General features: G+C 71.2%; 16 protein-coding genes. 7 read left to right on the forward strand and 9 right to left on the reverse strand.

What is annotated here, in order from left to right; genetic code table 11:
• Window positions 1-314: 314 nt before the first annotated feature.
• The 5 genes from AAHF99_RS19995 (at window position 315) to cysG (ending at window position 9317) form a co-directional block, all read left to right on the forward strand.
• Window positions 315-1583: an NAD(P)/FAD-dependent oxidoreductase gene (locus AAHF99_RS19995; protein WP_342166225.1), complete on the forward strand. Its 1269-nt coding sequence runs from the start codon at window positions 315-317 to the stop codon at window positions 1581-1583.
• Between the two features lie 10 nt (window positions 1584-1593).
• Window positions 1594-3384 carry a NirA family protein gene (locus AAHF99_RS20000; RefSeq protein WP_342166226.1) on the forward strand — a complete coding sequence of 597 codons (1791 nt, stop codon included), beginning with the start codon at window positions 1594-1596 and terminating at the stop codon, window positions 3382-3384.
• The gene (locus AAHF99_RS20005) at window positions 3381-4982 is read left to right on the forward strand and encodes a sulfite reductase subunit alpha (protein WP_342166227.1); all 1602 of its coding nucleotides are present in this window, start codon (window positions 3381-3383) and stop codon (window positions 4980-4982) included. The genes AAHF99_RS20000 and AAHF99_RS20005 overlap by 4 nt, the downstream gene beginning before the upstream one ends.
• 17 nt (window positions 4983-4999) lie before the next feature.
• Window positions 5000-7660, forward strand: coding sequence for a nitrate reductase (locus AAHF99_RS20010; RefSeq protein WP_342166228.1), 2661 nt, complete (start codon window positions 5000-5002; stop codon window positions 7658-7660).
• 187 nt (window positions 7661-7847) lie between these two features.
• A complete protein-coding gene (gene cysG / locus AAHF99_RS20015; RefSeq protein ID WP_342166229.1) occupies window positions 7848-9317 on the forward strand; it encodes a siroheme synthase CysG in 1470 nt (489 codons plus the stop codon).
• A 4-nt stretch (window positions 9318-9321) separates the two neighbouring features.
• Here cysG and AAHF99_RS20020 read toward each other — a convergent pair whose 3' ends face one another.
• From AAHF99_RS20020 to AAHF99_RS20035, 4 genes are all read right to left on the reverse strand, one after another.
• A complete protein-coding gene (locus tag AAHF99_RS20020; RefSeq protein WP_342166230.1) occupies window positions 9322-10809 on the reverse strand; it encodes an MFS transporter in 1488 nt (495 codons plus the stop codon).
• A 7-nt stretch (window positions 10810-10816) separates the two neighbouring features.
• Window positions 10817-12085, reverse strand: coding sequence for a phosphoribosylamine--glycine ligase (gene purD, locus AAHF99_RS20025; protein WP_342166231.1), 1269 nt, complete (start codon window positions 12083-12085; stop codon window positions 10817-10819).
• A gap of 96 nt (window positions 12086-12181) precedes the next feature.
• Window positions 12182-12481: a hypothetical protein gene (locus tag AAHF99_RS20030; protein WP_342166232.1), complete on the reverse strand. Its 300-nt coding sequence runs from the start codon at window positions 12479-12481 to the stop codon at window positions 12182-12184.
• A 72-nt stretch (window positions 12482-12553) separates the two neighbouring features.
• Complete coding sequence (locus AAHF99_RS20035; RefSeq protein ID WP_342166233.1) at window positions 12554-13780, reverse strand: oxalate decarboxylase family bicupin; 1227 nt, start codon at window positions 13778-13780, stop codon at window positions 12554-12556.
• A gap of 143 nt (window positions 13781-13923) precedes the next feature.
• Here AAHF99_RS20035 and AAHF99_RS20040 point away from each other — a divergent pair, with 143 nt between their 5' ends.
• Window positions 13924-15180, forward strand: a complete 1257-nt coding sequence (locus tag AAHF99_RS20040) for an efflux RND transporter periplasmic adaptor subunit (RefSeq protein WP_342166234.1) — start codon at window positions 13924-13926, stop codon at window positions 15178-15180.
• Window positions 15181-15186: 6 nt separating this feature from the next.
• Here AAHF99_RS20040 and AAHF99_RS20045 read toward each other — a convergent pair whose 3' ends face one another.
• The 5 genes from AAHF99_RS20045 to AAHF99_RS20065 form a co-directional block, all read right to left on the reverse strand.
• Window positions 15187-16122 (reverse strand): dihydrodipicolinate synthase family protein, encoded by a 936-nt coding sequence (locus AAHF99_RS20045; protein WP_342166235.1) that lies wholly within the window; start codon window positions 16120-16122, stop codon window positions 15187-15189.
• A 43-nt stretch (window positions 16123-16165) separates the two neighbouring features.
• Window positions 16166-18406, reverse strand: a complete 2241-nt coding sequence (locus AAHF99_RS20050) for a xanthine dehydrogenase family protein molybdopterin-binding subunit (RefSeq protein ID WP_342166236.1) — start codon at window positions 18404-18406, stop codon at window positions 16166-16168.
• 10 nt (window positions 18407-18416) lie between these two features.
• Complete coding sequence (locus AAHF99_RS20055) at window positions 18417-19457, reverse strand: FAD binding domain-containing protein (protein ID WP_342166237.1); 1041 nt, start codon at window positions 19455-19457, stop codon at window positions 18417-18419.
• Window positions 19454-19945 carry a (2Fe-2S)-binding protein gene (locus AAHF99_RS20060; protein ID WP_243956785.1) on the reverse strand — a complete coding sequence of 164 codons (492 nt, stop codon included), beginning with the start codon at window positions 19943-19945 and terminating at the stop codon, window positions 19454-19456. Before AAHF99_RS20060 ends, AAHF99_RS20055 begins: the two co-directional genes overlap by 4 nt.
• A gap of 128 nt (window positions 19946-20073) precedes the next feature.
• Window positions 20074-20316, reverse strand: a complete 243-nt coding sequence (locus AAHF99_RS20065; protein WP_342166238.1) for a hypothetical protein — start codon at window positions 20314-20316, stop codon at window positions 20074-20076.
• A 171-nt stretch (window positions 20317-20487) separates the two neighbouring features.
• Between AAHF99_RS20065 and AAHF99_RS20070 the strand changes: the two genes are divergently transcribed.
• Window positions 20488-21741 carry a sensor histidine kinase gene (locus tag AAHF99_RS20070; RefSeq protein ID WP_342166239.1) on the forward strand — a complete coding sequence of 418 codons (1254 nt, stop codon included), beginning with the start codon at window positions 20488-20490 and terminating at the stop codon, window positions 21739-21741.
• Window positions 21742-21875: the final 134 nt, after the last annotated feature.

Here is a 21875-nt window from a genome sequence, read left to right on the forward strand (position 1 = left end):
CGCTGATCGTTCGGCAGTCAGCCGCCTGCTTTTTGTGCAGCGCGAAGCAGCCCGCCTTTCCCGTTTCGCTTGAAGCCTGACCGGACCCGCCAAGAGCGGACGGCGACCTTCGCGCGACGGTCCCGGCATTTGGCACGGGTCCTGCAATTCACCTCGCGTCCGTCAACGGCGACGGGCAGCGCCGTCAGCGAGGCCGCTGATCCGGTTCTCCTGGGGCTCCCGACCGGCTGCCCCGGGCCATGACCCGGCAGCGGCTTTTTCGTGGGCGGTCCGCCGACGATCCCTGGATTCGAGGTTCGAGACGCGACCGAACGATGCCGACTGACCATAGGGATTCCGCACTGCCGGTTTCGCGGGCGACGGACGCACAGGGGCGCAAGCGCCTCGTCGTCGTCGGCAACGGCATGGCTTCGCTCCGCTTCCTGGAGCGCCTGACCGAGGGCTGCCCCGGTCTCTACGACGTGGCCTGCGTGGGCGCCGAGCCCCAGGCCGCCTACAACCGCGTGCTCCTCTCCTCGCTGCTCGGCGGCGAGATCGACGAGGCCGCCACCGCCTTCCGCGGCCTCGACTGGTACGAGAGCCACGGCATCCGCCTCATCACCGGCGCCCCCGTCACCGCCATCGACCGGGAGAACGGCCGGGCGATCGTCGGCGACGCGCATGTCCTGCCCTTCGACACGCTGGTGCTCGCGGTCGGCTCCCTGCCGATCCGCCTGCCGAAGCCCGGCATGGACCTGCCCGGAGTCATCACCTTCCGCGACCTCTCCGACGTGGCGGCGATCCGCAAGGCCGCCGTGGAACATGCCAAGGCCATCGTGATCGGGGGCGGGCTGCTCGGCCTGGAGGCCGCCGCCGGCCTCGCCAAGCGCGGCATCGACACCACGCTCCTCCACGTCATGGACCGGCTGATGGAGCGCCAGCTCGATCACGAGGCCGCCGGCCTCGTCCGCCGGGCCATGGAGGAGCGCGGCGTCCGCGTGATCCTCGGAGCCGACACCGCCGCCGTCGAGGGCGACGGCAGGGTCGAGCGCCTGCGTCTGGCGGACGGCACAATCCTGCCCGCCGACCTCGTGGTGATGTCGGTGGGCGTGCGCCCGTCCCTGGCGCTGGCGCAGGGCGCGGGGCTCGCGACGAACCGGGGCATCCTCGTGGATGACCGCATGGCGACCTCCGACCCGCGCATCTTCGCGCTGGGCGAGTGCGCCGAGCACCGGGGCCTCGTCTACGGCCTCGTGGAGCCGTCCTACGAGCAGGCCGACACGCTGGCCCGCCACCTCTCCGGGCAACCTGCCGCCTACGAGGGCACGCACCTCGCCACCAGCCTCAAGATCTCGGGGCTCCCGGTCTTCTCGGCCGGGCTCGTGGACACCCCGGCCGATGCCGAGGCCGTCACCCTCTTCGATCCCGGCGCCGGCCTCTACCGCAAGCTGCTGCTGCGGGAGGGTCGCCTCGTCGGCGCGGTCTTCGTCGGCGACATCGCCGAGCAGGCCTCCTGCAAGGCGTTGATCCGCTCCGGCGAGCCGGTCGGCGACGTGGACGATCTCATGTTCGGGCGCCCGGCGCCCCAATCCCTCGCGGCGTAAGGAGACCGGCATGGCGGACGAATTCAACGCCGAGCAGCGGCGCTACCTCGAAGGCTTCGCGGCCGGCATCGGCGCGGCGCGGGTGACAGGCGGCCTCGCGGGTGGACAGGGGGCTGGCGCCCCGGCACCCGAGCCCACCGGCCCGGACGCGATTCACCTCAAGGCGCAGGACGCCACGGTGAAGGCCGGCGGCAAGCTCTGCGAGCAGGAGAAGTGGAAGCGGGCCGAGAGCCCCTTCGACGGCCACAACCGGCTGAAGGCCGAGGCCGCCCAGGGCAAGGCCCCGAAGCCGGAGGACAATTTCCGCTGGCGCTACCACGGGATGTTCTGGGTCGCCCCCAATCAGGTGAGCTACATGTGCCGCCTGCGCATCCCCAACGGGGTGCTGCACCATTGGCAATTCGCGGGCGTCGCCGACCTCGCCGACGCCCATGGCGGCGGCTACGTCCACGTCACCACCCGCGCGAACCTGCAGGTCCGCGAGATCACGCCGGAGCACGCCCAGCCCTTCCTCGACGGGCTCGCCGATATCGGCCTCGGCGCGCAGGGGGCGGGGGCGGACAACATCCGCAACGTCACCGGCTCCCCCACCGCCGGCATCGACGCGCAGGAGATCCTGGACACGCGGCCGCTCGCCAAGTCCTGGAACAACTGGATCGTCAACGACCGCTCGCTCTACGGCCTGCCGCGCAAGTTCAACGTCGCCTTCGACGGCGGCGGCGTCATGGCTGTGCTGGAGGAGACGAACGATGTCGGCTTCCAGGCCGTCGAGGTGCTGGAGGGCGCCGCCGTCGCGCCGGGCATCTGGATGCGCCTCGTGCTGGGCGGCATCTCCGGCCACAAGGACCTTGCCCGCGATACCGGCGTGGTGCTCAAGCCGGAGGAGTGCAATCAGGTCGCCGACGCGATCATCCGCGTCTTCATCGAGAACGGCGACCGGACGAACCGCAATAAGGCGCGGATGAAGTACGTCCTCGACGCCTGGGGCTTCGACAAGTACCTCGCCGCCGTCGAGGACAAGCTCGGCCGCAAGCTGGAGCGGGTCGATCCGGCCCATATCGCCCCCCGCAAGCCGACGAACCGCTACGCGCATGTCGGCGTGCACAAGCAGAGGCAGGAAGGCCTGAACTGGGTCGGCGTCGTGCTCCCCGTCGGCAAGATGCTGAGCGACGAGGTGCGGGCGCTCGCCAAGATCGCCCAGGAGTGCGGCGACGGGCAGATCCGCCTCACCGTCTGGCAGAACTTCGTCTTTTCCGGCGTGCCGGATTCCAAGCTCGCCGAGGTGGAGGAGCGCGTCGCGGCGCTCGGCCTGTCGATCAAGGCCGAGGGCATCCGGGCGGGTCTCGTGGCCTGCACCGGGGCGCGGGGCTGCAAGTTCGCCGCCTCCGACACCAAGGGCCATGCCATGCTCATCGCCGAGCATGTCGAGCGCACGGTGAAGGAATTGGACGTGCCGGTGAACGTCCACCTCACCGGCTGCCACCATAGCTGCGCCCAGCACTACATCGGCGATATCGGCCTGATCGGCGCCAAGGTCGTCGTCTCGGAGGAGGGCGACACCGTCGAGGGCTACGACATCGTGGTCGGCGGCGGCTTCGCCGAGACCCCGAAGATCGGTACTGAGATCTGGAAGGCCGTGAAGGCCGAGGAGGCGCCGCTGCGCGTCGAGGCGCTGCTGCGCACCTATCTCGACGGCCGCCAGGGCCCGGACGAGACCTTCCAGCAATTCACCGCCCGCACCGGACCGGAGGCCCTGCGCGACGCCGCCGAATCCGTTCCCGCCCTGAGGGAAGCCGCATGACCCAGCATGTCTCGCCCCCGCTCGTCCTGATCCCCGAGACCGCCCCGTTCGACCCCGACCAGCGGGCGTGGCTCTCGGGCTACTTCGCCGCCCTGCTCGGCCCGGCCGTCGAGGGCGCCACGGCGCTGGCGCCGGGCGAGGCACCCGCGTCCGGCCCCAAGCTCGCCGACAACGACGACGCGCCCTGGCACGACCCGTCGATGCCGCTGCCTGACCGGATGAACCTCGCCAAGGAGCGGCCCGAGCCCCAGAAGCTGATGGCCGCGATGGCGCAGCAGGATTGCGGCCAGTGCGGCTACAACTGCGCGGACTATGCCAACGCGATCTTCCTGAAGAACGAGGCGCGACTGAACCTCTGCCAGCCCGGCGGCAAGGAGACGTTGCGGATGCTCAAGAAGCTGGACGAGGAGTTCGGCGCGGCCAGCGGCTCCGCTCCGGCGTCCGACGCGCCCGCCGCCGAGGCGAAGGCGCTGGAGATCGGCCCCCTCGGGCTCTGCCGCGAGAACCCGGTCGAGGCCCTGTTCCTCTCCCGCCGCCGCCTCAACGATCCGGGGGGCGAGAAGGAGACGTGGCACATCGAGATCGGCCTCGACGGCACGCCGATCCAGTACGAGGTCGGCGATTCCCTCGGGCTCTTCCCGGCCAACGCCCCGGCGCTGGTCGATGCGGTGATCGCCGAACTCGGCGCCCGGCCGGAGCGGATGATCGGCGAGCGGACCCTGCGGGACCATCTGCTCATCAACTATGCGCTCGGCGCCGCGCCGGACAACCTCTACCAGTTGCTGTCGCTCCTCACCTCCGGCGAGGCGCGCAAGAAGGCGCAGGCGCTCGCTTCCGGCGAGGATCCGGATGGCGATGCCGCCTATCTCGACGTGCTCGGCGCCCTGCACAAGTTCCGGGGCGCGCGGCCCGACGCGGAGGTCTTCCTCGAGGCGCTGGACGAGTTGCAGCCCCGGCTCTACTCGATCTCGTCCTCGCCGAAGATGGATGTCGGCCGGGTGTCGCTCACCGTCGATGCCGTGCGCTACAACCACCGCTCGCGGCTGCGGCTCGGCGTCGCCTCGACCCATCTCGGCGAGCGTCTGCCCGAGCAGACCAAGGTCAAGATCTACCTCCAGAAGGCGCACGGCTTCGGCCTGCCGGCGGACCTGTCGAAGGACGTGATCATGTGCGGCCCCGGCACCGGGATCGCGCCGTTCCGGGCCTTCCTGCGCGAGCGCGCGGCGACGCAGGCCCCCGGCCGGAACTGGCTGTTCTACGGCCACCAGCGGCAGGCGTCGGACTTCTTCTACAAGGACGAGTTGACCAAGCTGAAGGACGACAAGGTGCTGACCCGCCTGTCGCTCGCGTGGTCCCGCGACGGGTCGGAGAAGACCTACGTCCAGGACCGGATGCGCGAAAACGGCGCCGACCTGTGGAAGTGGCTCGAAGGCGGGGCGCATTTCTACGTCTGCGGCGATGCCAAGCGCATGGCCAAGGACGTGGAGCGCGCGATCATCGACGTCGCCGCCACCCACGGCCAGAAGAGCCCCGAGGACGCGGTCGCCTATCTCGGCGCCCTCAAGAAGGCCGGACGCTACCAAGCCGACGTGTACTGACGCGCGAGGAACCCGCCATGACCGCTGAGGTCCGCACCACCTGCCCGTATTGCGGCGTCGGCTGCGGCGTCCTGGCGACGCCGGACGGGCAGGGGGGCGCGGCCATCGCGGGCGACCCGGAGCATCCGGCCAATCTCGGCCGGCTCTGCTCCAAGGGCTCGGCGCTCGGCGAGACGCTGTCGCTGGAGAACCGGCTGCTCCACCCGCACCTCAACGGGGCGCGGGTCTCCTGGGATGCCGCGCTCGGCACCGTCGCCTCGGAGATGGCGCGGATCGCCGAGGCCCACGGGCCGGAGGCCATCGCCTTCTACCTCTCCGGCCAGTTGCTCACCGAGGATTACTACGTCGCCAACAAGCTCGCGAAGGGCTTCGTCGGCACGCCGCATGTCGAGACTAATTCGCGCCTGTGCATGTCGAGCGCGGTGGCGGCCCACCGCCGGGCCTTCGGCTCGGACACGGTGCCCGGCTGCTACGAAGACCTCGACGAGGCCGACCTCATCGTCCTCGTCGGCTCGAATACCGCGTGGTGCCACCCCGTCCTGTTCCGCCGCATGGCCGAGGCCAAGACGCGGCGGGGCACGCAGTTCGTGGTGATCGACCCCCGCCGCACCCAGACGGCGCAGGAATCCGACCTGTTCCTCGGGCTGACGCCGGGCAGCGACGTGGCGCTGTTCTCCGGCCTCCTCGTCCACCTCGCCGACAACGGCTTCCGCGACCGCGCCTTCGTGGACGAGCACACGGCGGGCCTCGACGGCGCCCTCGACCGCGCCCGCCAGATCGCCCCCGACCTCGCCGCAATCGCCGCCGCGACGGGCCTCACGGAGGCCGATATCACCGCCTTCTACGATCTCTTCGCCCGGACGCGGCGGGTCGTCACCGCCTTCTCGATGGGCGTGAACCAGTCGGTGCAGGGTACCGACAAGGGCAACGCCATCATCAATTGCCACCTCGTCACCGGCCGGATCGGCGGGGTGGGGCAGGGGCCGTTCTCCCTCACCGGCCAGCCCAACGCCATGGGCGGGCGCGAGGTCGGCGGCCTGTCGAACATGCTCGCCGCGCACATGCATTTCGCGCCCGAGGAGGTCGACCGGGTGCGCCGCTATTGGGCCGCGCCGCGCATCGTCACCGGCGAGGGCATGAAGGCGGTCGCCCTGTTCGAGGCGGTGCGCAGCGGCAAGATCAAGGCCCTCTGGGTGATGGGCACGAACCCGTTCGTGTCGATGCCCCGGGCGAACCATGTCCGCGCGGCGATGGAAGGCCTCGACCTCCTGATTGTCTCCGACATCATGGCCGATGCCGACACGGCCAAGGCCAGGGCCCGCACCACGGTGCTGCTGCCGGCGCAGGGCTGGGGCGAGAAGGACGGCACCGTCACGAATTCCGAGCGCCGGATCTCGCGCCAGCGCCGCTTCCTGCCGAGCCCCGGCGAGGCGCGGCCCGATTGGGCGGTGCTAGCGGAGGTCGGCCGGCGGCTCGGACACGGAAAGGCCTTCGCCTTCGAGAGCGCCGCCGCCGTGTTCCGCGAGCATGCCGGCCTCTCGGCCTTCGAGAACAACGGCACTCGCGACTTCGACATCGGCGCGCTCACCGACATCGCGGACCCGGCCTACGCCGCGGCCCCGCCGGTGCAATGGCCCCTGCCCCGGAAGGGCGGGCGGCAGGGCAAGCCGCGCTTCTTCGCGGACGGGCGGTTCTACACCTTCGACCGCCGCGCCCGCTTCGTGGCGGTGCAGCCCCCCGGTCTCGCCGAGGCGGCGGGCGGCGAGCACCCCTTCGTGCTCAACACCGGCCGGGTGCGCGACCACTGGCACACCATGACCCGGACGGGGAAGAGCCAGCGCCTCTCGGCCCACCGGGCGGTGCCCTTCGTGGAGATCCACCCGGACGACGCGGGAAAGCTTGGGCTGAACGAGGGCGGGATCGCCCGCGTCGCCACCGTGCACGGCCATGCCGAGCTTGAGGTGACGGTCACGGATGCGGTGTCGCCGGGCCAGCTGTTCATGCCGATGCACTGGAACGCCGCCTACGCCTCGACGGCGCGGGTGGGCGCGCTGGTGCGCGGCGTGCCGGATCCGGTCTCCGGCCAGCCCGAACTGAAGGCGACGCCCGCCGCCATCGCGGCCGTGTCCTACCGGGCGCGGGGCTTCGTGCTCTCGCGCGAGGCGGTGCCGATGCCCGAGGGCTGGTGGTGGGCCAAGGCCGCGATCCCCGGCGGCTGGGGCGTGCAATTCGCGACCCAGGACGGTTCCCGCGAAGTGGCGCTCGCCCTGCGCGGGCTGGTCCAGGGGGCCGGCTATCAGGTGGCGGAATACGCCGACCACGCCCGCGGGCGCTACCGCTGTGCCGTCTATGACGGGGCGCGGCTCGTCGCGAGCATCGCGGTGGGGCCCTACGAGACGCGGCCCGATTGGGAGGCGGCCAAGGCCCTCTTCGCCGGAACGGAGCCGGAGGTGGCCGAGCGCCGGGCGCTGCTTTCGGGCCGGGCGGCGACGGAAGGCGCGGGGCCGGTGGTCTGCGCCTGCCACGGAGTCGGCCTCGACGTCATCGCTGCCACGATCCGCGCCGGGGCGGGCAGCGTGGAGGCGGTGGGCGCCGTCTGCAAGGCCGGGACGAATTGCGGCTCGTGCATCCCAGAGATCCGCAAGCTGCTGACCGTCGAGACCCCAAAAGCGGCGTGATTGGTGGTAGACTTCATTTTGAAAGACACGCTCGTCCCCCTCTGAACCTCATCCTGAGGTGCCCGCGTCAGCGGGCCTCGAAGGAGACCTCCAGCATCCACCGCGATCCCTGGAGCCCTCCTTCGAGGCTGCTGCGCAGCACCTCAGGATGAGGAGGCGGATGGGACGAGGATCCGGACAAAGACCAGTGAGCGATCCCTCCACCCCCCGCCCCACCCGTGCCCCCCGCGAGACCCGGTCCGCCGGGCTCGAACCGCTGGCGGTGCTGCCGGTCTTCGTGCCGCTGCGCGGTAAGCGCGTGGTGCTGGCGGGCTCCTCCGGCGGGGCGCCGTGGAAGGTGAAGGTGCTGGCCGCCGCCGGCGCCCATGTCGACGTCTACGCCCCCGAGCCCTCGGACGAGTTGCGCGGCGTGCCCGGCGAGATCGTCGACGGCACCGTCACCCTGCACGAGCGCCATTGGACCGCCGACGACCTCTGGGGCGCGGCGTTCTGCGTCGGCGCCATGGAGGACGAGGTGGACGCGGTGGCCTTCGTCGCCGCCGCCCGCGCCACCGGCGCCATCGTCAACGCGGTGGACCGCCCGCATCTCTGCGACGTGAAGTTCGGCGCCATCGTCAACCGCTCGCCGCTGGTGGTGGGCATCTCGACGGAGGGCGCCGCCCCGGTCTTCGGCCAGACCGTCCGCGCCCGGATCGAGGCGATGCTGCCGCGTGGGTTCAGTCGCTGGATGGCGGCCGCGCGGGATTGGCGGGAGCAGGTCACGGGCCGCTTCCCCGGCTTCGCCGACCGGCGCTTCTTCTGGGAGCGCTTCACCGAGCGCGCCTTCGCCGAGCCCGACCGCACGCCGGAGGCCGGCGACCTCGCCGAACTCCTCGGGCAGACCGAGGCCGCCCCGAAGGGCGGGGCCGTGACCCTCGTCGGCGCCGGGCCGGGCGATGCCGAACTCCTGACCCTCAAGGCGCTGCGGGCGCTGCGCAACGCCGACGTGATCCTCTACGACGACCTCGTTGCCCCGGCGATCCTCGACTACGCGCGGCGCGAGGCGCGGACCATGCTCGTCGGCAAGACCGGGCACGGCCCCTCCTGCCGCCAGGACGACATCAACGCGCTGATGGTCCAGCTCGCGAAATCGGGCAAGCAGGTGGTGCGGCTGAAGTCGGGCGATCCGCTGGTCTTCGGCCGGGCGGGCGAGGAGATCGAGGCCTGCCGACAGGCGGGCATCCCGGTCACGGTGGTGCCCGGCGTCTCGGCGGCACAGGGGGCTGCGGCTTCGCTGGGCCTGTCGCTCACCCATCGCGACGCGGCGCGACGGCTGCAATACGTCACCGGCCACGACCGCAAGGGCGGCCTGCCGGAGGATCTGAACTGGTCGGCGCTGGGCGATTCCAGCGTCACCACCGTGGTCTACATGCCCAAGCGCACCCTCGGTGCCCTGCTCGCGCGCGCGGTGGAGGAGGGGCTGGCGCCCGAGACGCCCGCGCTCCTCGTCTTCAACGCCACGCGGCCGAACCAGGCGGTGGTGCGCGGCACCGCCGCCGACCTCGCGGACAAGGTGGAGGCGGCCGGTCTCGAAGGCCCCGCCCTGCTCATGGTCGGGCGGGCGCTCGCCGAGGCCGAGGAGGGGCGGGTGGCCGAGGCGGAGCGGGTCGCGAGCTAGGCGCTCACTCGGCCGCCGCCTCCCGCGCCGCCCGCGTGGGCCGCTCCCCGAGGGGGCGTTCCTCCAACAGCGCGAGGAAGACGAAGGCGAGGATCAGGCACAGGCAGGCCGCCAGGAAGACGTGGCGGAACGTGGCCGCGAGCAGCGCCGGGTCGGCGCCGCGCAGCAGGCTCTCGACGTCGGTAGTCGCACCCCCCGCCGCCGCGCCGAGCACGATGGTGCCGAACACCGCCACGATCAGCGCGCCGCCGAGCGAGCGGAAGAAGTTCATGGCCGCCGTCGCGATGCCGAGCTGGTGCGGCGCCACCGCGTTCTGGATCGTGATGGTCGAGAGCGGCAGGATCGTCCCGAGGCCGATCGAGAGGAAGGCCAGGGCCACCTCCATCAGCCAGAACGGCAGGCCGGCGCCGTAGAGGGCGAGGGTCAGGCAGGCGGCGAAGCTGACGCCCATCATCACCAGGGGCACGCGCTTGTAGTGCCGGAAATACAGCATGGACCGGCCCGACAGGGTCGCGCCCGTCACCGTGCCGACCATGAGCGGCACGAGGGCGAGGCCCGATTGGCTGGCGCTGAGGCCGACCACGCCTTCGAGGAAGATCGGCACGTAGATCGTCAGCCCGATGAAGGTGCCCATGGCGAAGCAGGCGGCCAGCGTCGCGCAGGCGACGACCCGGTCGGCCAGCACCGCCGCCGGGATCAGCGGCTCGGCCGCCGTCGCGAGGCGATAGACGAACCCGCCGCTGAAGACGAAGGAGGCCGCGAGCAGGCCGAGCACGAGGGGCGAGGTCCACGGCTCGTGGACGCCGCCCCGGCTGAGGGCGAGGAGGAGGGCGGTGGAGCCCAGCACGAGGAGCACCGCGCCGGGATAATCGAGCCGGTGGCTGCGCTCGTTGCGCGGCAGCAGCTTCAGCTTGTCGTTGGTGAGCCAGAAGGCCAGGAAGCCGATGGGCAGGTTGATCCAGAAGATCAGCGACCAGTGGAAATGCTGGGCCAGCACGCCGCCGAGGAGCGGCCCGGCCACCGAGGCGGCGGCGAAGACGCCCGCGATGTAGACCTGATACCCGGCCCGCTCGCGCGGGGTCATGATGTCGGCGAGGATCGTCTGCGACAGGGCGATCAGCCCGCCCCCGCCGATCCCCTGAAGGGCGCGGGCCAGCGCCAAGGCGATCATCGTCGGGGCGAGGGCGCAGGCGAGCGAGCCGAGGCTGAACACCACGATGGCGATGAGCAGCATCACCCGCCGCCCGTGGATGTCGCTGAGCTTGCCGTAGAGGGGCGTCACCGCCGTCGAGGCGAGGAGATAGGCGGTGACGATCCAGGGCAGGTTGACGGCATCGCCGAGGTCGAGGCCGATGGTCGGCATCGCGGTCGCGACGATGGTCTGGTCGAGGGCGGCGAGCAGCATCGCGGCCATCAGGCCGGCGACGATCGCCCGGATCTCGTGGCGGGCCAACCGGCCGGCCGCGTTAGTCCCCGTCGTCTGGTCCGCCATCTGATCCTTATGAGGCTTCCCTGGCGACGGCGCGATAGCCGATGTCCCGGCGGCAGAAGCCCTCCGGCCAGTCGATCCGCGCGACGGCGGCATAGGCGCGGGCCTGGGCCTCCGTCACGCTGTCGCCTAACGCCGTCACGGCCAGAACGCGCCCGCCATCGGCGAGGATCCGGTCGCCCTCGGCGCGGGTGCCCGCCTGGAAGACGTGGACGCCCTCACCCTCGGCGGCCTCGATGCCCCGGATGACCGAGCCGCGCAGCACCGCGCCGGGATAGCCGGCCGCCGCCATCACCACCGTCAGGGCGGTGTGGCTGGGGTCGGATTCGAGCGTCACGCCGGTCAGGTCGCCGTCGCAGGCCGAGAGCAGGGCGGGGACGAGGTCGGAGGCGAGGCGGGGCATCAGCACTTGCGCCTCGGGGTCGCCGAAGCGGGTGTTGTACTCGATGAGCTTCGGGCCGTCCTCGGTGAGCATCAGCCCGGCATAGAGGATGCCCGTGAAGGGGCAGCCCTTGGCGCGCATCCCGGCGAGCGTCGGGGCGATGATCTCGGCCATCACCCGCGCCTCGATGGCCGGCGTCACCACCGTGGCCGGGGCGTAGGCGCCCATGCCGCCGGTGTTCGGGCCGCGGTCGCCGTCGAAGACGCGCTTGTGGTCCTGGGCGGTGCCGATGGCGATGGCACGGGTGCCATCGCAGAGGGCGAAGAAGCTCGCCTCCTCGCCGAACAGGCATTCCTCCACCACCACCTCGGCGCCGGGCTCGGCGAAGAGGGCGTTCAGCGCGTCTTCGGCCTGTTCGACGCTCTCGGCCACCGTCACGCCCTTGCCGGCGGCGAGGCCGTCCGCCTTCACCACGATGGGCGCGCCGCGCTCACGGACATAGGCGAGCGCCGGCTCGAGGGCGGTGAAGCGCGCGAAGGCGGCGGTGGGGATGCCGTATTCGGCGCAGAGGTCCTTGGTGAAGCCCTTTGAGCCTTCGAGCCGCGCGGCATCGCGGGTCGGGCCGAAGGCGCGGATGCCGGCCTCCGTCAGGTCGTCCACGAGGCCCGCCACGAGGGGCGCCTCCGGGCCGATCACCACGAGGCCGATCCGCTCGGCATGGCAGAACGCGGCCACCGCCGCATGGTCGGCGACCTTGAGGTCCGGCAGGTTGGTGCCGTGGCGGGCCGTGCCGGGATTGCCGGGGGCGGTGAAGAGCTGGGCGCAGAGGGGGCTCTGCGAGAGGCGCCAAGCGAGAGCATGCTCGCGGCCGCCGGAACCGATCAGGAGGATTTTCATGTGCGAGCCATCATCGCACCCGGTTCTGAACCGATCGCGCCGGCGAGGGAAGGGAAAATCGCGACTTGTCCCGCCCCGCGCCGGAACGGCTCCAGATCAGCAGCCGGTGCAGATGCTGGTGTTGAGGCCGCGCCGGGCCTTGAACGACCCATGGCCGTGCCGCACCACCGGATAGCCGCCCGCGAAGGGGGCCGGCGGGGCGAACTGCACGTTGCGCTGCGCCTGCATGTTCAGGACGTTGAATTGCGAGGTCTGCTGCTGGTTCAGGGTGCGGAACTGGCTCTGCAGGGCGAAGGATTCGTTGGCGGCGTTGGGGTTCGACAGCTGGACCTGGGCGAGGGCCGGCCCGGCGGTGAGACCGAGCAGGGCGGCGCCGAGGGCGAGGGGGATGCGCATGGGTTTCTCCCGCGACGAGAGGGCGTTCATACCGGGACGACGCCACCGCGCCGCCCCGGGTTCCGGGCCGCGTCAACCGGGCACGACGGGGTGCTTCTGGGTCGGCAGGCCATCAATCTGCGCCCTGTCCATCTTCGTGTGCGCCTGGACCAGGGCGTGCGGGGTGAGCGCCATCCACTGGGTCAGCGAGACGTCAGCGTAACGCGGGCTCTTGAACATTTCCAGGAAGGTCAGCGTCTCGGTGCCGGTGTTCTCGATGTAATGGCCCATGGCGAAGGGCACGTAGCCGACGTCGCCCGCCTGATAATCGAAGGTGCGGGCCTTCGACTCGGAGCCGAACACCGTCATGCGGCCCTTGCCCGACAGGTAGTACTGCCATTCGTCGCCGTTCGGGTGCCAGTGCAACTCACGCATTCCTCCCGGCTCGATCTCCACCAGCGCCGCCGCGATGGTGAGGGAGGCGGGGAAGTTGGACGAGTCGGTGATGCGCACCGTGCCACCCTTGGTGCGGATCGGCTCCTGCGCGAGCATCTTATGGCTGAACGCCTTCGGCACCGGGCCGGCGCCGCCGAGCTTGTCGTCCGCCAGCGGACCCGGCTTCGGGCCGGGGAAGATATAAAGCTCCTTCTCGGGAATCCCGTCGAAGGCGTTCTCCGGCAAGCCGAAATTTTTCGCGAGGACGTCGCGCGGGGTATGCGCCAGCCAGTCGGTGATGAGGAAGGTCGAATCCTCCGAGAAGCCGCCATCGTCGAAGACGAGCAGGAACTCGCACCCGTCCTCCGGCCCTTCGAGGCCCTGGATCGAGTGGGGGATACCGGAGGGGAAGTACCAGAGGTCACCCTCGCCCACGTCGTCGGCGAAGGTGCGCCCGTCCTGGTCGACGGCGGTGATCCGCGCCCGGCCCTTGATCATGTAGGCCCACTCGGCCTCCTTGTGCCAATGCATCTCGCGCACCGCATTGGCCTTGAGGCGCATGTTCACGCCGGCCATCGCCTTCGAGATCGGCAACTCGCGGGTGGTGGTCTGGCGGGCCCAGCCGCCGGTCTCCAGCCGCATGTGGCTGTCCGCGAAGGACCATTTCAGGTTCGGCATCGTGCCGTGGTCGGTGGTCGGCGGGGCGACGGTGTAGGGGTCCTCCGCTTCGCGCGGCCCGTTCTTCGGACCGAGGATGTCGGCGCCCTTGCCGCCGCGCTCCGGCACGGGCGTTGCGGGGGAGGGGGCCTGCGCACCGGCCGGGCCTGCGGCCAGGGCGGTTCCGGCCGCGGCGGCGATCAGGCCGCGTCGGGACAGGTTGGTCATGGGGGGATCCGTGGCTTCTCTGCGAAAGGCCCGGAAACGGCCGAGCCCCCATCCCGGTTCGGCGCGGGGCAAATTCGTCGCGGACACCGCGTGGAAACACGCCTGCCCTATCTTGGACTCTTGGATTCACAGCGGCGGGAACGATGGCGGACCACGGGGCAACCGGCGGGAAGGGATGGCGCGGCACGTCGTGGCTCGTCCTCGCCGCCCTCGCCGGGGCGGGCTTCGTCGGCTACCGGACATGGTCCGAGCCCTCGCGGGCGGACGTGCCGCCGGAGACCGCGCAGCGCGGCCCCGTGACCCTGCGCGTCGCCGCCGCCAAGCGGGCCGGCGACAGGCTCGACCTCACCCAGACCGGCACGACGCAGGCCTTCGACACGGCGAGCCTCTATCCCCGTGCCACCGGCTACATCGCCGAGCGGCGGGTCGATATCGGCTCGCGGGTGCGCAAGGGCGACCTCCTGTTCCGCATCAGCGCCCCGGACCTCGACCAGCAACTGGCGCAGGCCCAATCGCAGGTGGTGCAATTGCAGGCCGCCCTCGCCCAGACCAAGGCGATGGTCGATCAGGCCGAGGCGAACCGGCACCTCGCCGACGTCAACAACAAGCGCACCACGACGCTGGCCGGCACGGGCATCGCCACGGCGCAGAACGCCGATACGGCGCGGGCGGGGGTGCTGACGCAGGGCGCCAACCTCGCCGCTGCGCAGGCCAACGTGAAGGTCGCGGAGGCGAACATCGCCGCGCAGGAGGCGCAGGTCGCCCGGCTGAAGGTGCTCACGAGCTTCGAGGAGATCCGCGCGCCGTTCGACGGGGTCGTCACCACCCGCAACGTCGATATCGGCGACGCCGTGACGGCCGACACCAACACCGGCACGCCGCTCGCCACCCTGGCGCGGGACGACGTGCTGCGCATGGCGGTCAACGTACCCCTCTACGCGGCCGATGGGGTGCGCGACGGGCTCCAGGCCCGGATCGAGGTGGCGCAGATCCCCGGAAAGGTCTTCCCCGGCACGGTCTCGCGCTCGTCCTCGGCGCTGCTCTACGCCTCGCGGATCCTCGTGACGCAGGTGGACATCCCGAACCCGGACCACGCCCTGCAGCCCGGCCTCTACATCACGGTGACGCTCTCGATCCCCAGGCCCGCCCCCGTGGTGAGCGTGCCGAACGATTGCCTGATCTTCGACCAGCATGGCACGCGGGTGGCGGTATTGGAGCCGACGGGCCACGAGGCCTTCGTGGTGCGGATGCGCCCGGTGACGATCGTCCGCCAGGGCGACAGCGGCCTCGAACTGAACGCCGGGCTGGAGGGCGGCGAGCAGGTCGTCGTCTCCCCGCCCGCGTCGCTGCGCGACGGCGACCCGGCCAAGCCCCGCCAGGAGCGCAAGGCCGGGACCTGAGCCCGCCTAGCGCGGCAGCCGCGCCCGCTCGTCGGTGCGGGCGAGGCGGGCGAGCAGGTACTCGACCTCCTCCTTCGCCACCGCGCTCAGGGCCTGCGACGGCTTGCGCTGCGCGTCCGAGGCGAAGATGCCCCGGCGCATGAACACGTACTTGCGCACCGCCAGCCCCAGCGGTCCTTGCTGCTGCTCGTAGCGCAGGTAGGGCAGGTGGGCGTCGAACAGGTCGTGCGCCTCGTCCCGGCGGCCCGCCTTGGTGAGGCGCACCACGTCCACCAGCATCTCCGGGAAGGCATAGCCGGTGTTGGCGCCATCGACCCCGCGCTCGGCCTCGAAGTCGAGGAACAGGCCGCCATTGCCGACGAGGATCGCGATGCGCCGCATCGACCCCTCCGCCTCGTAGCCGCGCAGGGTGGTGATCTTTTCGAGCCCCGGCCAATCCTCGTGCTTGAGCATCACGCAGGTCGGGTTCTCGGTGACGATCCGGCGGATCACGGAGGGGGTCATCACCACCGAGAAGGTCAGCGGGTAATCCTGAAGCACGAAGGGAACATCCGGCCCCAAGGCCTCGGCCGCATTGCGGAAATAGCCGGCGACCTGATCGTCCGTGCGCAGGGAGTTCGGGGGCGCGACCATCACCCCGGCGGCGCCGATCTCCATCACCTCGTGGGCAAGCGAGCGCATGGCCGCGAAGCCCGGCGCCGTCACGCCGACGATGACCGGCCGCGTTGTCCGACCGATCACCCGCCGGGCGACGGCGATGCCCTCGGCATGGTCGAGCTTCCCGGCCTCGCCGAGCTGGCCGAGGATCGTCAGCCCATCGACGCCCACGCCCTCGAAATAATCGACCATCCGGTCGAGGGACGTCTCGTCGATCCGCCCATCCGGATGGAACGGCGTCGGCGCGATCGGCACGACGCCGCAGATGTCGCTCGTGAGGGGCATGGGGATCCTCGGCTCGCCGTGGGGGCGGGCCGAGGAGTAAAGCTCACCCCAACAGCTTGTCGAGGGTGATCGGGATGTCCCGAACCCGGATGCCGGTGGCGTGCCACACCGCGTTGGCGATGGCGCCCGCTGTGCCGGTGATGCCGATCTCGCCGACACCCTTCACGCCCAGCGTGTTCACCACCGAATCCTCCTCGGGGATGAGGATCGCCTCCATCGCTGGAATGTCGGCGTTCACCGGCACATGGTACTCGGCGAGGTTGTCGTTGAGGAACCGGCCGGTGCGCGGGTCCATCTCCGCCTTCTCGTGCAGGGCGAAGGACAGGCCCCAGATCATCCCGCCGTAATACTGGCTGCGCACGAGGTGCGGGTTGATGATCCGCCCGGCGGCGAAGGCGCCGACGAGGCGGCTCACCCGTACCTGCCCGAGATCGGGATCGACCTTCACCTCCGCGAAGACCGCCCCGTGGGCGTGCATCGCGTAGGATTTCTGCGCGGCGGCATCCGCCCCGGCCTTGCCCTTGCCCTCGATCTTCGCCCGGCCGGCCCGGTTGAGGATCGCGGAGAAGGTTTCGCTCCGGCTCGGGTCGTCCCGGCGGGTCAGGCGCCCGCCTGCGGCGGTCACGCCCGCATTGCCCGCGCCGAACAGCGGCGAGGCTTGGTCGTTCACCGCCAACTCGGTGAGCTGGCCGATCACGTCCTGCGCCGCCGCGTGGATCGCGTTGCCGGCGGTGGCGGTGTGGCCCGAGCCGCCCGCGATGCCGGTATTCGGCAGGTCGGAGGAGCCCATGTTGAAGGTCAGTTCCTCCATGCCGAGGCCGAGACCGTCGGCGGCGATCTGCGCCAGCGCCGTCCAGGCGCCCTGGCCCATGTCGAGGGCGCCGATCTCCACCGTGCCGGAGCCGTCCGCCCGGATCTCGGCCCGCGCCATGCCTTCGAAGATCAGCGCGGGGAAGGTCGCGGTGCCGACACCCGTGCCGACGAGGAACCCGTCCTTGTCGCGGGTCTGGCGGGGCTTCAGCGGGCGCCCGGCCCAGCCGAAGGCCTTCGCGCCCTGGGCGTAGCATTCCCGCAGGGCCTTCGAGGAGAACGGCTTGCCGGAGAACGGCTCGACCTCGGCGTAGTTGGCCAGCCGGAACTCCAGCGGGTCCATGTTGAGGTCGAAGGCCAGTTCATCGAGCGCGCTCTCGATGGCGACGCTGCCGGACGCCTCGCCGGGGCCGCGCATGAACAGCGGCGTGCCGGTGTCGAGCCGCACCGCCTCGTGACGGATGGCGGTGGACTTGCTGGCGTAGAGGGTGGTCGTCACCCGGCCCGCCGGCTCGAAGAAGTCGTCGAAGCTCGACGAGGCGGTGAGGACGTGGTGGTCCAGCGCCGTGAGCTTGCCGGCCTCGTCTGCACCAAGGCGCAGGGTCTGCCGGGTCGGGCCGCGATGGCCCATCGGCCCGTACATCTGCGAGCGGGTCGGCACGAGCTTCACCGGTTTGCCGGTGAGCCGCGCCGCCATGCAGGCGAGCACCTGCGGCCCGGCCGGGACACCCTTCGAGCCAAAGCCGCCGCCGAGATAGGGGCTGTCGATGTGGATGTCGGTGGGCTTGATGCCGAAGAGCCCCGCAAGCCGCCCCTGCGCGATGGCGAGGCCCTGCGTCGGCATGAACAGGTGGAGCTTGTCGCCGTCCCAGCTCGCCACCGCCGCGTGCGGCTCCATGGCGTTGTGGTACTGGGCGGGCGTCTCATAGGTGCCGGTGAAGGTCTTGGCCGCCGAGGCGAGACCCGCCTCGACGTCGCCATCGACCTGCTCCGGCGGGGCGCCGACGCCGACCGAATCCGGGGTGAAGACCTTGCCGGCATCGAGGCCGATGCGCGGGGTCTCCTCCTCGTAGGTCGGGGCGAGCAGCCGCGCGCCCTCGGTCGCCGCCTCCAGGCTCTCCGCGATCACCACGGCGATGGGCTGGTTGGCGTAGCGGACCTTGTCGTTCTGCAGCACGTCGATCCGGAACGTGAAGGGCACGTCCTTCAGGTCCGGGTCCTTGGAGAGCTTGGGCGCGTTCTCCGGCGTCATCACCTTGACGACGCCGGGATGGGCCTCGGCCGCCGCGACGTCGAGGCTCTTCACCCGGCCGCGGGCGATCTTCGACACGCAGAGCGCCGCGTGCAGGGTGCCCGGCGGCAGGTTGTCGGCGGCGAAGCGCGCTTGGCCCTTCACCTTCAGGGGGCCGTCCCGGCGGGTGAGGGGCTGGCCGATGCTCGATCCGTGGCGGACCGGTTCGATGGTCGAGGTCATGATGCGATCCTCAGACGATGCCGAAGGGGGAGGCGGGGAGAGCCGGGAGACGCGCGGGCGTTCCGGCGGCTGCCAGGGTGAGGGCCCGCACCGCCACCCGGCGGGCGAGTTCGATCTTGAAGGCATTGGCTTCGCCGGTCGGCTTGGCGCCGTCGAGCGCGATCCGTGCGGCCTCGGCGTAAGCCTCGGGGGAGGGCGCCTTGCCGGCGAGCGAGGCTTCCGCCTCCGTGACCCGCCAGGGCTTCAGGGCGAGCCCGCCGAAGGCGAGGCGGGCCTGCCCGATCTTGCCGCCGTCGAGGATCATGGCGGCGGCCGCCGACACCACCGCGAAGGCGTAGGAGGTGCGGTCGCGGACCTTGAGATAGCGGGCGTTGCCCGCGAACTTGGCCGCCTCGGCGGGGAGGGTGAGGGCGGTGATCAGCTCGCCCGGCTCCAGCACCGTCTCCCGCTCCGGGTGGTCGCCCGGAAGCAGGTGGAACTCGGTGAGCTTGACGCTGCGCGTGCCCCCCTGCCCCTCGATCTCGACGGAGGCGTCCAGCGCCGCCAGCGGCACGCAGAAGTCGGACGGGTGGGTGGCGATGCACTGCTCGCTCCACCCCTGGACGGCGTGGATGCGGGTCGCATGGCCGAGCGCCGCGCAGCCGGAGCCCGGCTGGCGCTTGTTGCAGGGGGAGACTGCGTCGGTGAAGTACTGGCAGCGAGTCCGCTGCATCAGGTTGCCGCCCACGGTGGCGGCGTTGCGCAACTGCGCCGAGGCGCCGGCCAGCAGGGCTTCGGCCACCACCGGGTAGGTCTTGGCCACATGCGGGTCGTCGGCGACGTCGCTGTTGCGGGCCAGCGCACCGATGCGCAGCGAGCCGTCCGGCTTGGCCTCGATCCCCGACAGGCCGGGGAGGCGGGTGATGTCGATGACCCGCTCGGGGTTGGTGACGCCGCCCTTCATCAGGTCGACGAGGTTGGTGCCGGCGGCGAGGAAGGCGGCGCCGGGCTGGCGGCCGGCGGCGAGGGCGTCGGCGACGGTCGCGGCGCGAGTGTAATCAAACAGAATCACGCGGCGTCCTCCCGTTGCTCCATGCGGCCGCTGGCGTCCTTCACGGCTTCGAGGATGCCGGCATAGGCGCCGCAGCGGCAGAGGTTGCCGCTCATGCCCTCGCGGATGCGCTCGGGGTCGGTCCCGGCCTTACCCTCGCGGATGAGGCCGACGGCGCTCATGATCTGGCCCGGCGTGCAGAAGCCGCACTGGAACCCGTCATGGGCGATGAAGGCGGCCTGGACCGGATGGAGGGCGTCGCCCTCGGACAGGCCCTCGATGGTCAGCACCTCGGCGCCGTCGAGGCTCACGGCGAGCTGCAGGCAGGAATTGATCCGCTTGCCGTCCACGAGGACGGTGCAGGCGCCACACTGGCCCCGGTCGCAGCCCTTCTTGGCACCAGTCAGGCCAAGGCGCTCGCGCAGGAGGTCGAGGAGGGTGATGCGGGGATCGTCGAGGTCGATGGCATGCGGCTTCCCGTTCAGGGTAAGCCTGATGGGTATCGTCATGATGCGGATCCGCTGGCCTGCAGGCTGGAACGGTTACAAGTAGACATGCCAGCCGAACCGGCGAGCCCGGTCGTTTGAGAAATGTGCGTTAGATCACCGGAGGGGGCGGGGGCATGGGCCCCCGGCGCTCAGCGCCCGACCGTCCCGCGCAGCGCCGTGACCAGCGTCTCGACGGCCTCCTGTGCCTCGGTGCCGAGTTCGATCTCCGTCTCGCCCGCCGTGGCGAGGCCGCGCTCGGTCAGTTCCTCGACGCCCTTCGGGTCGGCCTCGTGGCCGGCGCCGTCCTTGCGGATAACGGAGGTCACGCGCTCGCCGCTCACCAGCCGGTGGTAGGCCGCGAAGGCCAGGATCGAGAGTGCGTTATCGGACAAGCCCTTTACATCGGCCATCGTCGTCTGGATCCTGGGTCGAGTGATCGAACCGGCTGAACGCCGCTCCCGCGCCAGGGGTCCCGGGCAGGACGAAACGCCGCGCGGAGCGTGAGTTCGCCACCATTCCGCGATATCGCTCCCGCCCCACCCTGCTGGTACCCTCACGCCGCCATGTCCGCCCGCCCCCACGAGCCGCGCATCGAAACGACGCCGGAGGCCGCCCCCGCGCCCGCGACTCCGGCCGAGGTCGAGGCCCGCCTGCGCCAGCAGGTGATCCTGTCCGAGTTCGGCGTGGAGGCCCTGCGCGGCAAGGATTTCGACCTCCTGCTGCAGCGGGCCACCGAATTGTGCGCGCAGGGCATGGGCGCGGAGTATTGCAAGGCGCTGGAATACCTCCGGCGGGAGGACACGCTCCTCGTGCGGGCGGGCGTCGGCTGGAAGCCCGACGTGATCGGCCACGCCACGATCGGCGCCGACCTCGCCTCGCCCGCCGGCTTCGCCCTGAAGACCGGACGGCCGGTCATCTCGAACCACCTCGCCGACGAGACGCGCTTCCGCACGCCCCAGCTCATGGCCGACCACGGCATCCGCCGGGCGATCAACGTGCTGATCGAGAACCGCGACGGGGCCTTCGGCGTGCTCGAAGTGGACGACAGCCGCGACGGCATGTTCGAGGAGGCGGACATCGCCTTCATGCAGGGCTTCGCCAACCTCCTCGGCAGCGCCATCGAGCGCCACCGCACGGAGGAGCTGCTGCGCGCCTCCCTCGCCCGGCAGGACCTTCTCGCCCGCGAGATGAGCCACCGGGTGAAGAACAGCCTCGCCATCGTCGCGAGCCTGCTGACCCTTCAGGCGCGCTCCGCCGAGGGCGAGCCCGCCGTGTCGGCCGCCCTGCAGGACGCCCGCAGCCGCGTGGAGGCCATCGCCACCGTCCACGACCAGTTGTGGCGCCAGGGCGATGTCGAGGACAGGGATGGGGCAGGGGAGGCGGTGCCGGGCGAGATCGACCTCGCCACCTTCCTCGACAAGCTAATCCTGAACCTCGCGAGCGGCGCCCCGGCGCACCGCCTGACCTGCACGACCGCGCCGCAGAAGCTCTCGGCCGACCTCGCCATCCCCATCGGCCTCTGGGTGAACGAGCTCGTTACCAATGCCCTGAAATACGCCTACCCCATCGACCGCTTCCCCACGGGCGGCGAGATCCGCGTGCGCGCCGAGCACGAGGCCGGGACGCTCACCGTCGAAGTGGCCGACGACGGCGTCGGCCTGCCGGCCGGGTTCGAGATCGGTCGGGCCTCGAAGAGCCTCGGGATGCGCGTCGTCGGCAGCCTCGCCCGGCAGCTCGGCGGCACGCTGACCCTCCCCCCGACCGGACAGGGCACGACCTTCCGCCTCGTCGTGCCGCTGGAGCGGGGTCTCGGCTGATTCGCGCGAGGCCACCGCTCGCAGGCCGCGCGAGGATCGGTCTCTAAACCTCTGATTGCATTGCTCTTCACGTTTCCCGCCGAAATGTCGATCCCGGCGAATTTTTCGGGCCGGGGAGGGGGGCTCGGGGGCGG

This window comes from Methylobacterium litchii, from assembly GCF_038442315.1.
GTDB lineage: Bacteria > Pseudomonadota > Alphaproteobacteria > Rhizobiales > Beijerinckiaceae > Methylobacterium > Methylobacterium litchii.

Coding starts and splice junctions, on each gene's coding strand:
- AAHF99_RS19995 (WP_342166225.1), top strand. CDS start 315: ATGCCGACTGACCATAGGGATTCCGCACTGCCGGTTTCGCGGGCGACG.
- AAHF99_RS20000 (WP_342166226.1), top strand. CDS start 1,594: ATGGCGGACGAATTCAACGCCGAGCAGCGGCGCTACCTCGAAGGCTTC.
- AAHF99_RS20005 (WP_342166227.1), top strand. CDS start 3,381: ATGACCCAGCATGTCTCGCCCCCGCTCGTCCTGATCCCCGAGACCGCC.
- AAHF99_RS20010 (WP_342166228.1), top strand. CDS start 5,000: ATGACCGCTGAGGTCCGCACCACCTGCCCGTATTGCGGCGTCGGCTGC.
- AAHF99_RS20020 (WP_342166230.1), bottom strand. CDS start 10,809: ATGGCGGACCAGACGACGGGGACTAACGCGGCCGGCCGGTTGGCCCGC.
- purD (WP_342166231.1), bottom strand. CDS start 12,085: ATGAAAATCCTCCTGATCGGTTCCGGCGGCCGCGAGCATGCTCTCGCT.
- AAHF99_RS20030 (WP_342166232.1), bottom strand. CDS start 12,481: ATGCGCATCCCCCTCGCCCTCGGCGCCGCCCTGCTCGGTCTCACCGCC.
- AAHF99_RS20035 (WP_342166233.1), bottom strand. CDS start 13,780: ATGACCAACCTGTCCCGACGCGGCCTGATCGCCGCCGCGGCCGGAACC.
- AAHF99_RS20040 (WP_342166234.1), top strand. CDS start 13,924: ATGGCGGACCACGGGGCAACCGGCGGGAAGGGATGGCGCGGCACGTCG.
- AAHF99_RS20045 (WP_342166235.1), bottom strand. CDS start 16,122: ATGCCCCTCACGAGCGACATCTGCGGCGTCGTGCCGATCGCGCCGACG.
- AAHF99_RS20050 (WP_342166236.1), bottom strand. CDS start 18,406: ATGACCTCGACCATCGAACCGGTCCGCCACGGATCGAGCATCGGCCAG.
- AAHF99_RS20060 (WP_243956785.1), bottom strand. CDS start 19,945: ATGACGATACCCATCAGGCTTACCCTGAACGGGAAGCCGCATGCCATC.
- AAHF99_RS20070 (WP_342166239.1), top strand. CDS start 20,488: ATGTCCGCCCGCCCCCACGAGCCGCGCATCGAAACGACGCCGGAGGCC.